This window comes from Opitutaceae bacterium, assembly GCA_041395105.1.
In the GTDB taxonomy this organism is placed as follows: domain Bacteria; phylum Verrucomicrobiota; class Verrucomicrobiia; order Opitutales; family Opitutaceae; genus B12-G4.
Genome location: JAWLBB010000007.1, coordinates 34,347 through 47,903, shown reverse-complemented (window position 1 = coordinate 47,903; position 13,557 = coordinate 34,347). Strand labels below are relative to the sequence as shown.

General features: G+C 60.2%; 12 protein-coding genes and 1 tRNA gene. 6 read left to right on the top strand and 7 right to left on the bottom strand.

Going from position 1 to position 13,557, the window contains the following annotated elements; genetic code table 11:
- Nucleotides 1-29: 29 nt before the first annotated feature.
- Nucleotides 30-326 carry a 30S ribosomal protein S16 gene (gene rpsP / locus R3F07_17380; protein MEZ5278157.1) on the bottom strand — a complete coding sequence of 99 codons (297 nt, stop codon included), beginning with the start codon at nt 324-326 and terminating at the stop codon, nt 30-32.
- A gap of 190 nt (nt 327-516) precedes the next feature.
- On the opposite strand from rpsP, the gene ychF reads away from it, so the two are divergent.
- Nucleotides 517-1,623: a redox-regulated ATPase YchF gene (gene ychF, locus R3F07_17375; GenBank protein ID MEZ5278156.1), complete on the top strand. Its 1,107-nt coding sequence runs from the start codon at nt 517-519 to the stop codon at nt 1,621-1,623.
- Nucleotides 1,624-2,055: 432 nt separating this feature from the next.
- Here the strand turns inward: ychF and recN are convergent, their stop codons facing one another.
- Nucleotides 2,056-3,729: a DNA repair protein RecN gene (gene recN / locus R3F07_17370; GenBank protein MEZ5278155.1), complete on the bottom strand. Its 1,674-nt coding sequence runs from the start codon at nt 3,727-3,729 to the stop codon at nt 2,056-2,058.
- Nucleotides 3,730-3,865: 136 nt separating this feature from the next.
- Here recN and R3F07_17365 point away from each other — a divergent pair.
- Nucleotides 3,866-3,942, top strand: a tRNA-Val gene (locus R3F07_17365).
- Nucleotides 3,943-4,135: 193 nt separating this feature from the next.
- Here the strand turns inward: R3F07_17365 and R3F07_17360 are convergent.
- The 3 genes from R3F07_17360 to R3F07_17350 all read right to left on the bottom strand — a co-directional run bounded on the left by R3F07_17360 (nt 4,136) and on the right by R3F07_17350 (nt 6,905).
- The gene (locus R3F07_17360; GenBank protein MEZ5278154.1) at nt 4,136-5,575 is read right to left on the bottom strand and encodes a hypothetical protein; all 1,440 of its coding nucleotides are present in this window, start codon (nt 5,573-5,575) and stop codon (nt 4,136-4,138) included.
- A 219-nt stretch (nt 5,576-5,794) separates the two neighbouring features.
- A complete protein-coding gene (locus tag R3F07_17355; protein MEZ5278153.1) occupies nt 5,795-6,073 on the bottom strand; it encodes a mannonate dehydratase in 279 nt (92 codons plus the stop codon).
- Between the two features lie 187 nt (nt 6,074-6,260).
- Entirely contained in the window at nt 6,261-6,905 is a 645-nt protein-coding gene (locus R3F07_17350) for a ceramidase domain-containing protein (protein MEZ5278152.1), read from the bottom strand.
- A 174-nt stretch (nt 6,906-7,079) separates the two neighbouring features.
- On the opposite strand from R3F07_17350, the gene R3F07_17345 reads away from it, so the two are divergent.
- A complete protein-coding gene (locus R3F07_17345; protein MEZ5278151.1) occupies nt 7,080-7,217 on the top strand; it encodes a M28 family peptidase in 138 nt (45 codons plus the stop codon).
- Here the strand turns inward: R3F07_17345 and R3F07_17340 are convergent.
- Nucleotides 7,204-8,199, bottom strand: coding sequence for a hydroxyacid dehydrogenase (locus tag R3F07_17340; GenBank protein MEZ5278150.1), 996 nt, complete (start codon nt 8,197-8,199; stop codon nt 7,204-7,206). The genes R3F07_17345 and R3F07_17340 overlap by 14 nt on opposite strands.
- A gap of 130 nt (nt 8,200-8,329) precedes the next feature.
- Here R3F07_17340 and R3F07_17335 point away from each other — a divergent pair, with 130 nt between their 5' ends.
- Nucleotides 8,330-9,187: a GNAT family N-acetyltransferase gene (locus R3F07_17335; protein MEZ5278149.1), complete on the top strand. Its 858-nt coding sequence runs from the start codon at nt 8,330-8,332 to the stop codon at nt 9,185-9,187.
- Between the two features lie 142 nt (nt 9,188-9,329).
- On the opposite strand, the gene R3F07_17330 is transcribed toward R3F07_17335, so the two are convergent.
- Nucleotides 9,330-10,247 (bottom strand): hypothetical protein, encoded by a 918-nt coding sequence (locus R3F07_17330; protein ID MEZ5278148.1) that lies wholly within the window; start codon nt 10,245-10,247, stop codon nt 9,330-9,332.
- 375 nt (nt 10,248-10,622) lie between these two features.
- On the opposite strand from R3F07_17330, the gene R3F07_17325 reads away from it, so the two are divergent.
- Nucleotides 10,623-11,429: a class I SAM-dependent methyltransferase gene (locus tag R3F07_17325; GenBank protein MEZ5278147.1), complete on the top strand. Its 807-nt coding sequence runs from the start codon at nt 10,623-10,625 to the stop codon at nt 11,427-11,429.
- A 518-nt stretch (nt 11,430-11,947) separates the two neighbouring features.
- Nucleotides 11,948-13,411, top strand: a complete 1,464-nt coding sequence (locus R3F07_17320; GenBank protein MEZ5278146.1) for a hypothetical protein — start codon at nt 11,948-11,950, stop codon at nt 13,409-13,411.
- Nucleotides 13,412-13,557: the final 146 nt, after the last annotated feature.

The following is a 13,557-nucleotide window of genomic DNA, read 5'->3' as shown; positions in this document are numbered from 1 at the left end:
CCGGACCGCTCAGGCCCGGAATCAAAGAGTCAACCTTCAGCCGAAGCGGTGCTCTCGGCCGGGGTCGCAGCCACCTCGGCCGGCGCCGCTTTGCGTGCTTTCTTGATCAGGGACCGGCTGGTGTTGGTCGGGATCGCTCCCTGGCTGACCCAGTAATCCGCACGCTCGACATTCAGTTTCAGGCGGTTGTTCCGCTGTTTCGGCTGATAGGTGCCGAGGATCTCCACGAAACGGCCGTCCCGGTTGCCCCGCGCTTCAGCGACGACGACGCGATAAACAGGATTGTGGGTGGCGCCGGTTCGGGCGAGTTTGATCTTCAATGCCATGACTGAGGCGTGGTTGATAAAGAGGATTTGACGACGAAAAGCGGAAAATCGTCCGGTAATCCCAACGCTTGTCAAGCCCCTTCCTGAATCAATTCGCCTCGGCAATCCCAGCGCCGGAAGTGTCGGGAACCCGTTTTTGCTCGCTCCCGTCCCCATTAAGGGTTTTCCGATAGACCTTTTCCCTACCATTATGCTCCGAGCCGGAATCGTCGGATTGCCCAATGTCGGCAAATCCACCCTCTTCAACGCCCTCACCCGCTCCCGCAAGGCGGAGGCGGCCAACTACCCGTTCTGCACGATCGAACCCAATGTGGGCGTCGTCCAGGTGCCCGACAACCGCCTGGAGCCGCTCTCCAGAATCACCAAGTCGGCCAAGATCATCCCGGCAGCCGTTGAATTCCTCGACATCGCCGGACTCGTCGCCGGGGCCAGCAAAGGTGAAGGGCTCGGCAACAAATTCCTCTCCAATATCCGCGAAGTCGATGCCATCGTCGAAGTGGTCCGCTGTTTCGAAAACGACGACATCATCCACAATATGGGCAGCGTCGACCCGATCCGTGACATCGAGGTCATCAGCACGGAACTCGTCCTCGCCGACCTCGACTCCGCCGAACGCCAACTCGAGCGAAACCTGAAAAAGGCCCGCGGCCAGGACAAGGACGCCATCGCCGCCGTCGCCCTCCTCGAGCGTCTAATCCCCCACCTCAATGAGGGGAAGACCGTCAACTCCTTCGCCGTGTCCGACGAACGCGAACAGCAGCGCATCAACGGTTTTCAGCTTCTTTCGGCCAAACCCGTCATCTACGCCTGCAACGTGGGAGAGGATGATGTGGCCGACCACGACAAGAACCCGCACGTGGCCAAAGTCCGCGAATACGTCCGCACCCACCGCGACGCCGAAAGCTGCGTCATCTGCTCCAAGCTGGAAGAGGACCTCGGGGAACTCAGCCCGGAAGAGGAACAGCAATTCCTCAGCGAGCTTGGCGCCAGGGATTCCGGGGTTTCCGAACTCATCCACGCCACCTACCACCTTCTCGGCCTCGCCTCCTTCCTCACTTCCGGCGAGATCGAGACCCGGGCCTGGACCTTCATCAAGGGCATGAAGGCCCCGCAATGCGCCGGCGTCATCCACACCGATTTCGAAAAAGGGTTCATCAAGGCCGAGGTCGTCTCATGGGAAGACCTGAAAGCCGCCGGCTCCATCGCCGCCGCCCGCGAAGCCGGCAAATACCGGATGGAAGGACGCGACTATGAGGTCAAGGACGGCGACGTCGTCCACTTCCGCTTCAACGTCTGATCAGGCAGGAGCGGATCGTCCTCTCAGCGAAAATGTAGCAACGGCGCTCTGCCGCCGTTCCCCAGAGCCCAAAGTGTAGCAACGGCGCTCTGCCGCCGTTCTCCGCAGCCCAAAGTGTAGGCGCGGACCCTGGTCCGGCCCTTTGAGGCACCAACTCAATCGAACAGCCGATCTCCGTATCGGCCGCCCCCCATGGAATCCAGGGTAGGGACGGACCGCCGGGCCGTCCTCCAAAGCGACAGCCCCAAAACCAACCGTAGCCTGGACCGTATTGTTTTCATTCCCAAAACCAACCGTAGCATCCTACGTAGCAAAATCAAAAACAAACTGTAGCATGCTACGTTTTGTTTTCCCGGCTCTCCCGGTCCCCGACCCTCCATCTTCGGCTTCCCCCACCGTCCACCGTCCACCGCCGCTCCGCGGCATCTGCCCTCAACCCTTCCGTCCACCCCCCAGCATCTCCCGGGCATGCGCGATGGCCGACTTCGCCTTCCGGTCCCCGAGCATCCGGGCCAGTTCTCCCACCCGCTCGTCCGCTTCCTCGTGTATCTTTCGGATTGATACGCTGGCCCGTTTGCCCGACTGATCCTTTTCCACCACAAAGTGCTGACCGGCACAGGCCGCCACCTGCGGCAGGTGGGTCACGCAGAAAACCTGGTGATCCCGGGCGATCACCGCCATCTTCTCCCCGACCGCCCCGCCGATCTCGCCGCCCACGTTCGCGTCAACCTCGTCGAAAATGAGAACCGGTATGTCGTCGACTTCCGCCAGGACCGTCTTCAGGGCGAGGAGGATCCGGGCCAGCTCACCGCTCGAGGCGATCTTGGACAGGGGCAGCATGGGCTCGCCCACATTAGGCGAAAAATGAAGCTCGACCCGGGAATCGCCACTTGGCCCCAGGGCCCTGGTGGCTTCAAGGTGCACTTCGAGGGCCGCTTTCTTGAAACCGAGCTCGGCCATGAGCGGTTTGGTGCGTTTGACCAGTTCAGCGCCCGCCTTCGCCCGTTTCCGCCCCAATTCGACCGCCGCCGCGCGGGCCGCCTTCTCCATGGCCTCCGCTTCGGTGCGCAGCCGTTTCAAATTGCCGTCGATGTCCCCCTGATCCGCCACCCGCTTCGCCATCGAAGCCCGGGCGTCCAGCACCGCCGCAGGCTCGCGACCGTAGCGCCGGGAGACTTCCAGCCAGCTGTTCATCCGGCGCTGGACGTCCTCCACCGTTTCTTCGTCAAAGGAAACATCGGACGCGAGTGAGGAAAATTCGCGGCCCAGTTCGGCCACTTCAATCGAAATGGACTGCAGCCGCTCAAGGAGCGGCGCGGTCGTGGGATCAGCCTCGACCAGTTCCACCGCCCGCCGGATGAGGACCGCCAGCGGGTCAAGCAACCCCTCGTCTCCGGCCAGGCCCTCCGATAGGGCATTGGCCCCTTCAAGAATATCCTGGGCGCGGGTCATCCGTTGAAAATCGCGCTCGAGGTCGGCCATGGCCTCCTCGGAGATCTCCAGGGCATCGATCTTGCGGATCTGGTCCCGAAGAAAATCGATCTGATCCGGTTGCAGACGTTCCTCTGACGAAAGCCGGTCAATCCCGGCCAGGCAGCCACGCCACGCCTGATACTCCTTGCGGTAGGCGGCCAATTCCTTGTCCAGGCGCCCGAAAGCATCGAGCAGGTCCACCTGGGCCTCGGGACGCAGCAGGCGCCGCGGTTCGTTCGGACCGTGGAAATCAACCCAGAGCTCCCCGAGAGCCTGCAGGTTGGCTGCGGTCGCAAGAGCACCGTTCACGCTGATCCGGGCCGCCTTATCCCGCGAGAACTGCCGCCTGAGGATCAAAGTGCCGTCCTCGCAAAGCGGGATGCCGGCCTCCTCCAGAATTGCATCGATCCTCGCAGAATCCTCAAAATGGAGCTCCGCCTCGACCTCGCAGGTGTCCGCTCCCTGGCGGATCAGGGTCTTGTCCGCCCGCCCCCCGGCCAGGAGGCTGATCGCCCCCAGCAGGATGCTCTTGCCCGCACCGGTCTCGCCGGTGACGGCGACGAAGCCCGCCGCAAACTCCAACTCCACCTGGTCCAGCAGGGCGAGATTTCGAATCCGGAGATATTGGAGCATGGAAAAGGTTTCTACTGCGCCGGGCTTGAAGAAGGCACCAAAAAAAGCAGCCCATTTCATGCTTGATCCGCCCGCATCTTTACCCATTGATCAACCATTCCGGGTCATCGCCCGGCCTGGACCAAGCCCGGACAACGGGGGATTAGCTCAGTTGGTTAGAGCACTTGCATGACACGCAAGGGGTCGGAGGTTCGAGTCCTCTATCTCCCACCAGGCTTCGTTCGGAGCAAGGCGAGAACGAAGCCTGTCGCGGCGTAGAAAGCGAAGACTCGAAGCCGGACCCATCTCGGCAGAACCTCTACGCCCGGGCATGCAAGGTCGGTCAGATCAGGCGGGAAGTTTCAACCGTTCGGAGCAAGGCGAGAACGAAGCCTGTCCCGGCGGTCCAGAATACAGAGTCCGGGTTTCAGTCGACTTCCAGGAAAATCGGATTGGAATAAAACCAGAGGTCCGCCCACGGATCTTCACCCACCGGGTCCTCTGCCGGCTCCAGTTCGGTCCCGTTCGTCCCGCGGATCCGGAGGTACCGGTCCGAATCGAGGTTTTCCAGACGGCAGGTCATGACACGCCATTCGCCCTCGACCTGCCAATCCGCGCTCGTCATTCGTGCGACCACTTTCGTGGTGGGATTCGTGTCGATGGTTCGATCGGCAGCCGGTCCTTCGATTTCACCCACGATCAGATCAACCCGCGCCACCGAGGGGTCACCCCCTCCCCCATTGGGACCGACGGGATCGAGAAAGCGCACCACCACTTCGACGTCGTCCCCGGAATTCACTTTCAAACTTCCGCCGATTTCCGCGGAGTCCGCTCCACTGCGGGCCGTCACCTGCAACTCCGAAATCAAATCGCCGAGGGTGACAAAGACCCGACCGTGGCGGAGACCGTCAAGGATATCATCGTGATTCCTGGCCGCCCACACATAGGTCTTTGAATACTCGCCTGGCCAGAAATCCGCCCCGCCTTCCCTCCAATTCACATGGGAATCGGAATTGGCAGTGATCCACCACCGACGGCCCTCCCCCAGCATCGAGTCCCAGAACCCCCCAAGACGGGCCGTCATCTGGTCGAAACCACCCATGGTCGGTGCCCCCTTGTAGGATCCACGAGCTTTCTCTCGTAAGGAACCATCCGGATTGAGGGCGCTTGCCTGGTGACCGGGAGCGCCGGCCATGCCAACCGCAACCTCGGGCGCGGTATCGTTCCAGTCGCGCAATTCTTCTGGCGAATCGGCGCCGTAGACACCGAGGCCGCTGGCGGAACGCGACGGATGGTTGGCGATGACAACCGGCTTCGGGCTGAGGGTGTCCATCTCTTTCAATGCTTCAAGCATGCGCGCTTCCGTATCCCAAGTCCCGTCCGGTGGCCAAGGTTCCTTCCTGTCAAAGCGGGATTCCAGATCGAAAAGGCGGTCCGATTCGTCGGGCGTATGCGGAATGATCAGACTGGCGTGATCGGCTCCGGGCGCATTGAGCTCCAAACCATAGAACTGGATCACTTCCGGGACCGCCTCTCTCGACCGGACCAGTTCGGGATAGGCCAGGTCCCGGTTCAGCTTGCTGTGCGTGGGGCCGCCATGATCGGTGGCCACCATCCAGCTCAATCCATGGTACCGGGCCATCAATGCATTCATCGGAATGGGGTAGATGGCATCACCTCCGATTTCCGGTGTGGGAGGATCGGTCGACTTGTCCCACCCGACGCTGTAGCGTGAATGGATATGGTGATCGCCGGCCAACCATTGGCGTTCCGACGCGGTATCGACAGTCTGGCTTGACCGTGTGCAGGAAAGGACGCCAACAACCAGAAGGAGGACAGCGGCAACGCGTTCAGGAGCTGAGTTCATGAGATCAATCTTGATTCGTTCTATCGGAAAAAATGAGGTCAGGCAACCAACATCATGCCTTGGCCAGACCAGGCAAAGACCCGCTGTCATGTGGGATCGCCCTCTGAACCTTGGGCCTGCCTTCCCGCCTTTCAAGTCGCGACATTCCGGCCCCACTGACCAGTCCGACCGGGCATGCAGCGACATCAACACCTCATGGGCCAGCCTCTCCTCCAGCTTTCAGTGCTTGACCGCAGTAGCGTTGATCAGACCGCGGATATAGCCAATCGAATACGCCTCGGCCACCGCGCGGCCGCCCGCGGTCTTCGGGAGATGATCCGAGATGATGGCGCCTTCGAACCCGACCTCATGCAACGCGCCGACCACCCGGGTCATATCCATATAGCCGTCGTCGAGAAAAGTCTCGGCAAATCCCTCGGGCAGAGGCGCTGTCACGTTGCGCAGGTGGACCTTGAAGATCTTCCCCTGCCCCCCGAAAAACCGGATGGCCTCGGGCACGTCGCGACCCATCCCGGCACCGCCGTGAGCGGGTATTGATCCTTCATCGCGGAGCCGACCATACTCGATGACTCAATCATGTCGATCCATTGGCTTGAATTCTGCGCCCTTTGCCACCTTTTGCTGAACGCCTGCAGGAAGAAATCACGATAAGAGCAAGCATCCAGATCAGTCGATGGGAATCATCTCATATCGCTTCCCCTCCCCTATCCGCGAGATTCAACATCAGCCCCCTCATCACAAGATAGACCAGCAGGCCGTTGAGCAGGTGCCAGAGGAAATGGGTGCCCATGGGAATGTACGGGCATACCGCCAGGTCGATCGTCCGGAAGAAGAGCGACAACGCGGAAACGCCGGATGCCAACAGCAGGATGCCCCGTTCGACCCTCGCGTTCCGAAAGTGGTAGAGGCCAAGGATGAGGAGCAGCAGGAAGGCAGGCACATAGGTCAAAGAACCGTTCATGAGGTGTGGGAACTGTCGACCGGCCAAGGCCGCTGCCAGCAGGAGAACCACTGTCCCGAACAGCCGGCTGGGACGCATTCCGATGATTCGACGGCCGTAGATCCAAAGGAAAGCGATCTGCAAAAGGAGGATCGGAACGACATCCAGGACCTGCGCCCAGCCGGTGGCAAAGGTATGGAACAGGCCACTGCCAACTCCAATCGCCGCCGTCAGGCCGATCAGAATCCAGATGTCGAACGCCAAAGCGCCGCGCCGGGCAGCCAACAGAGTGGTAAAGCCTGCGGCGACCAGGAATGCGAGGTTGGTGAAGGCGTTGATCGGTTCGGCCCAAAGACCGGGACCAGTTCGCTCGCAATAGAGGTCGATCATTTCACCATCTCCCGAACACCGGGCTCTGTGCAGGGATACGGTCACAAGGGAGTCAGGACCTGCCCGAAACAGTGTCGGTGACACCTGAGCTTGGAGGAATCTGGCCGGATAGTCAATTCGCGGGTCGAAGGTCAACCGAGACCAATAGTCGATGCGCGAGGGGATTCCCGCCCGGTGCCTGACCACCCCGAGGAGATCATCAAGTTGATCTCCCACAAGGACTCGATGTGCTGGATCGATTTGCCCGGAGCACATGACAATGCGGCCGGCACCGCCGTCAACCTGGAGCTGGCCCGGGTCAACGTGTCATGAGCCGAAACTGCTCGACAGGAATTTCGTTTCGCAAGTCGCCTCCGCTTATATGCCGTTCAATATCGCTGATCATTGCTTCGGTGATCAGGGCATGGCTGGGAGAGCCGGCCAGATGGGGTGTCATGATCAGGTTGGGCATTCGCCGTAAGGGGCTGTCATCCGGAAGCGGCTCTTCCTCAAAGACGTCAAGAACCGCGGATATGCGACCCGGATTCAGTTCGGCCACGAGCGCGACTTCATCAATGATGGCGCCGCGCGCTGCGTTGATCAGAAGCGCCCCATCGGGCAAGAGGGACAGACGCTCGGCGTTCAGGAGGTTCCGGGTTTCATCAGTCCGGGCGGCATGGATGGAGACGACCTCGCTCGACCGAAGGCATTCCTCCAATCCAACCCGCTTCGCAAACCGCCAGGCCTCAAGAGCCTCGTCGTCGATATAGGGATCGAATACGCCCACCGTCACTTCGAAAGGTCGAAGAAGCTCCAACAGGTGGCGTCCGACGGTGCCGAGACCGACAAAACCGAGGTTCTTCCCAATAAGGGACCGACAAAAACCGAGATCCCTTGACCAGCCGGGTTCTTCATGGAGAGCCCGGTCAAAACGCACCAGGTTCCGCAGACCTGCGAGTATATAGCAGAGGACCCCCTCGGCCACGACCTTGGCCATGACTGAATTGCCGCTGCAGACCCGGATGCCGCGCGCGTAGAGCGATTCACTCGCAACCGGGGCGACCGTCCCTCCGAGATGGGCCACCAGCCGGAGCCGGTCTGCGTGTTGCAGAAGATCGCGGTCCAGTCGCGGGACATGCCACCCCGTAAGGCAGATCTCCTTACCCGCGAGGTCACGGGCCAATTCCTCTGCCGTCAGTTGCCGTGACAACGGATTCCAGCTCACGTCGCCTGCCGCTTCGAGACGCTCCATCAGCCCGGGAGTGAAGAAACGGTCAAAGTAGTCATCTCTGGGAACAGTTACCAGGATCTTCATGAGTGAAGGCAGATGCAGCGGAACGAGCGAAAGGGCATGGCAGTCGATTGTCGAGCACGACCCTTGCGCTACCGGGCCGGGTCGATCAGACATGTGTTTCGACGATTCCGCCACCTGAATCTGCCCGGCCATGCAAATCCATCACGGCTTCTATCGACAGGAGCATCTCGCTCAACCCTTCTTCGAGCTTCAACGCATGATCTTCCCCGGGCTGGACCTCGCCTGGGCCCGGGACAACGGATTCCTTTCACCCGAAGTCGTGCCGTTCGGCCTCTTTGAAAACGGTCGTGCCCTGAGCATTCTCAACGCGACGACATCGAACATTGTGATCAGGGACCACACGATCCGAGCCGTTCAACTCGGGACGGTTGCCACCCATCCGGAATTTCGAAAAACAGGGCTGAGCCGGCTTCTCATCAACAAGGTATTCGACCGATACCGCGATTCAACCGATATCGTTTTTCTCTACGCCAACGACCAGGTCCTGGACTTCTATCCCAAGCTGGGATTTGAACGGGTCCTGGAGACACATTTCTCCATGCCGGTCAGGGATTACCCCGCAAACAGCTTCAGGAGACTCGACCCGAAGAAGCCGCAAGACCGGGAAACCATCTTCAGGTCCTTCGATCGCCGAGTTTCCCTGTCCGGAGCCTGTGGCGTCGAGGATTATCGTCTGTTGGCCAAGTGGTACGCACTGACCTTCTTCGCCGACAATCTCTGGTATCACGAAGACACCGACGTTTTGATTGTGGCGTCAATCGAGGACCGAAGCATCCTCGTACACGACGTGGTGTCTTCGATACCGGTGCCCGGCTTTTTCAGGCAATTCAGCTGGCCCGCGGTGGAGGAAGCGATCCTTCAGTTTGTTCCCGACCAATTCGAAGGTTCGTTTGCCCCCATGTCGGCGCCGGCCGGAGACACCCTCTTTGTGCGCGGAAGGCTCCCCCCCGGAATTCCCGTGAAGATTCCCGTCCTCGCCCATACCTGACGACTTGGGAGACATCAACTGGAGAGCGGTGCTCCCTGAGCACAGAGGAAAAACCGGGACAGGCCTGCGCGGCCGAATCCATTTATCGGGGTTTCGGTGAACTCATGCCCGCCGGGCACTTTCCGGTTTCCGCACCTCCGACCTACTCAATCCGGAATTCGTGCACCATGCCCCTCGCGGCGGATGATTCCGCCAGAAGGACATAACGCCCCGGCTCCAGGTCCGCCGTGAAGAACGCCGTCGATCCGACCGGCATTTCCTGTGTTCCACCGACGAAACGAGCCGGAGCCGGCGTTTGAAGACCGCACAATTCCATCCAGTCCATCCAGACGATGAGTTTTTCAATCGGAACACCCTCTTCAAGTCGCGCCAGGTGGACGTCATTGCCCAGTCCTAGCTCTGGGTGCTCCGCGAAATGAACCGCGAAGGTATTCAGACCCGGCTTGATCGCACCATCCACCACGATCTCGTAATTCCGCAGGGTCAGATCGACGTCGGCAACAGGCGCCTCACCGCCCGACGATTCATCCGTGACGGTCAAAGGACGGACCATTCCCAACGAGCTGTGGAATTCACCCTTCTCCGTCTTGATATAGCACTCCAGCACATACGAACCCGGCCCGAGCAGCATGGTGGTTTCCTCGGTGCCACCGCCCGAGACAAACCCGCTGCCCCCCATCTGCCTGACCCCGGCATACCACTCAGGCAACAAACCGACCAGGACTCCAATCGCTTCCTCTTTGCTCTTCCCCTGCTGCACCGCACCGAAGGATTGATCAAAGGCGGGGCCGACTTTCTCCACATAGTCGGCAAAGGAAACGCCATCCGGGAGCCGGTTCAGGAGAAAGAAGTGCACCACCGCGCCCTCGTTCCGGAACCGAATTGTGGTCCAGCCCGAAGGTATCGAATCAGCCAATTGAAAGGCATAGTCCTTCGCGATCACATCGATGACCTGCGGCTTAGAGGAACCGCCATCCGAAACCTGACTGGCAGGGGTCCGACCACACCCGATCAAGCACAGGCAAAGAGCAACAGGGGTAAGGAATCGGGTGAGTGACATGATGATTTCCTTTTGCTGGAGGATTACGAAAAACCCTGGAACCTGCGCCCCGGCGCTCTGAATGCAAGGCGAGGGGCAGACAGCTTCATTCAGGCCGCCATGGGCTAAACCAGCGCTCACACCAATTCAAGAAAACATTCGCATGGACAAACCAATACAACGCTGTCGATCGATTCGGGATTCGGAAACCAGGCAGTTCCACGACTCTGCCATCGACTCTGGATGCTGAAAGGATGCCGACCCTTGCTCCAAGCCGGCAAACCGGGAATCTCTTTGCCGCTTGAAAATTGATGATTCCCCGCTGCATATCGTCTAGAGCACTGCGTCCGAAAGGACGACACTCACTCGGCCCAACTGCAGACCCGGAACCACCATATGGCCAACTCACGCCTCGAAAAGGAACGGGAATTCCACGACCGATGGGCCGCCGAGACCGAAACCGAATCCATCCGCATTCGCGAAGCCTTCGAAGCCCCGACCGCTCTCGAGAACCAGTTCATTCTCTCCCGACTGGGTGACCTCAGGGGTCGCCGTATCCTCGATATCGGGGCCGGACTCTGCGAAAGCTCGGTCTACTTCGCCCTTCAGGGAGCACACGTCACCGCGACCGATCTTTCGCCGGAAATGCTCCTCAAAGGGCAGGAGTTGGCCCGGAATTTCGGAACATCCATCGAAGCCATCGCGGCCGATGCCGAGCAATTCGACTCACTGCCCGGCAATTGGGAAATCATCTATTGTGCCAATACCCTCCACCATCTCCATCAGCGGAAGGAATTCCTCAAGACCTGCCACCAACTTCTCGCTCCGGGCGGAATCTTCGTCACCTGGGACTTGGTCGCCTACAATCCGGTGATCAACGTCTACCGGCATCTCGCCATGGATGTGCGAACCGCGGATGAGGCCCCGTTGACCACCGAAGACCTCGCCCTCATCAAAGAGACATTCCACTCCGTCGAGACCCGTTTCTTCTGGTTGCTCACCCTTGTGCTCTTCCTGAAATACTTCCTCATCGACCGACTGAACCCCGGAAAGACGCGGTATTGGAAGGAGATCTACCGGGAATCCCCGGAAACCCTCTGGTGGTGGATGCCACTTCGAAGAATCGACCGCGTGTTCACGCAAATTCCCCTCATCAGGTGGCTCGCCTGGAACCTCGTCACCGTCGCCCGGAAAGCCCCTTGACTAGGGTTATCCTGAAACCCTCGGATTGATCCGGCGGGTCATCACCCGGAAAAAATCCGGGGCAACAGTCATCCAGAGGTCGTCCTGGCTCCAGACCGAGCCCTGAAAACCGCAGCAAAGGTTTGACTTCCGGGGGCTCCGAGTTTGGTCTCTCAACGTCTTGTGTGTCACTACCCCTTCTGACACTCGGGCCACTGAAGGAGAGTCCGGGAGTCAACCTGAGAAAAGACCATTCCGATGGCACGCGCCCGCTCATCTCTTTCAGACACCAGATCTGGTCAGGCTTTCTCCTATCATTCTCCCCAATTCGGGCATCCGATCCAGGACCGACCACAATCGAGCAGGGAAGCTGCCTCCAGCAGGTCCATCGATCATGCTCCACCCTCACCATTCTTTCACTCCGACATTCGTCGCAACTGCAGTCTCCGGCTTGATGGCCAGTCATTGGCTCTCTAGCGACCGGGTTCCATCAACTGTACCGCCTGTTCACCTCCGAAACCCACCTCGATGATACGCCGATGAAAAACATTCCCGTTTCTGCTATCGCAATCCTGCTGGCGACCCTCCTGGTCGCCGCGAGTTCGCCGTCTGCGTCCGGCGCGGTCGATGCCGAAGGTTATGTCGAGATCGAGGAGAACGCTCCAGAGCTTCTCCGCATCCTCGAGTCGCTTCCCTACGCCGCCGAAGGCGAGGGCCCCGTCGTCTACATGTTCGAGTTCTCGGAATGCCCGTATTGCCAGACCAAATACCGCGATTTCAGGGGTCAGGATCTCGGAATGGAGTTCCGTCGCTTCTTTGTTCCGGTCACGGACCGCTCCGCCCGGGAGACCGCCGCCCTCGGAAAATCGCGGGACCCGCAGGATTACCATGCCTACATGACGGGACGCAAGGCCGCGCCGGCCATCGACTACGACAATGAGGCGATCGAAATCCACAACACCATGATCACCGCGGCCAGCGAGGCCATTCCGCCCATCCTGATCCGGAACGGGTGGAACGCCCGTGGACTGGTCTTCCCGGCCTATTTCTGGTTCGAAGGCGGCAGGCTCTTTGCCCAGGGTGGCTACCTCAAAGACAACTTCGAACGGGCGATGGACCGGGCCCGCGAGGGGTGGACTGCCGACAGCGTCGCGCTACTGGCCAGCGTGGGTGGCGCTCCGGATGGAGACTCCAAGACCATGACCGCGTCTGTTTCCACCGACGAAGGCCGTTCACCCGATTCCAAAGGATTCGACATCGTCGGCCTGCAGCTCGGGATGACCCGGCAGGCAATCATTTCGACGATCCAGAACCACAATCCCAAACTCCGAATCACGGAGGTCACCAACCCGGTCATCATGCGCGACAGCCGGATGGTGGGGGTGGAGATGTTTGATTTCATCAGTGAGGTCGTCGCCGACTGGGCCCCGGGCACTCCGGGCCACCAGGCCGGAAGTGAAAATCACGAGACGATCCGGGTGGCGTTTACAGGACCACCCAGCGACTCGCGAGCCATCTACATCGCACGCGACCTTCTCTACATGCCGGAGCAGGCGCCTGCCTTCGAGGTCGTCGCCAATGCCCTGGTCGAGAAATACGGCCAGCCCGCTTACCGCGCCAATCCGTCTTCCACGAATACAAAGGGATTCCTGATGGCACTCTGGAGGCAGGAAACCGACCCGATTCCGGAGACCGCGCTCAGCACGCACATGATGCATCTCAACCAAGGCGTCACGATCAAGAATCACGGCGGGACCTACCGGCATGCACCGACCCAGATCAAGGGCCTGCCCCAACCCCAGCCCGAGGTCGGCCCCAGCGTCTATGCCATGGTCAATACCAGGGGTCCCCGTGTGAACACGCTCTACACGGCACTCTGCGAGGATCCGCAAGTCATCCGGACGGCCAAGATGGCCACGGCCGATCTGGCCAATGCCGCCCTCGCCCGGCACGAGGAGGAACTCCTCGACAGTGCCCGCCAGCAGAAGGCACCCAAACTATAGGGCGAGAGGACGCTCGCGCCTCCCTGTTCACATTTGTCGGCCCTGAATCACTCCGGCCGGACCCGAATCCTCCTCCACGGAGATCTCTCCGGCTCCCACCGGGATCACCCCAGGGTTCGCTTGAGGACCCTTGCCGGTGGGAAAGC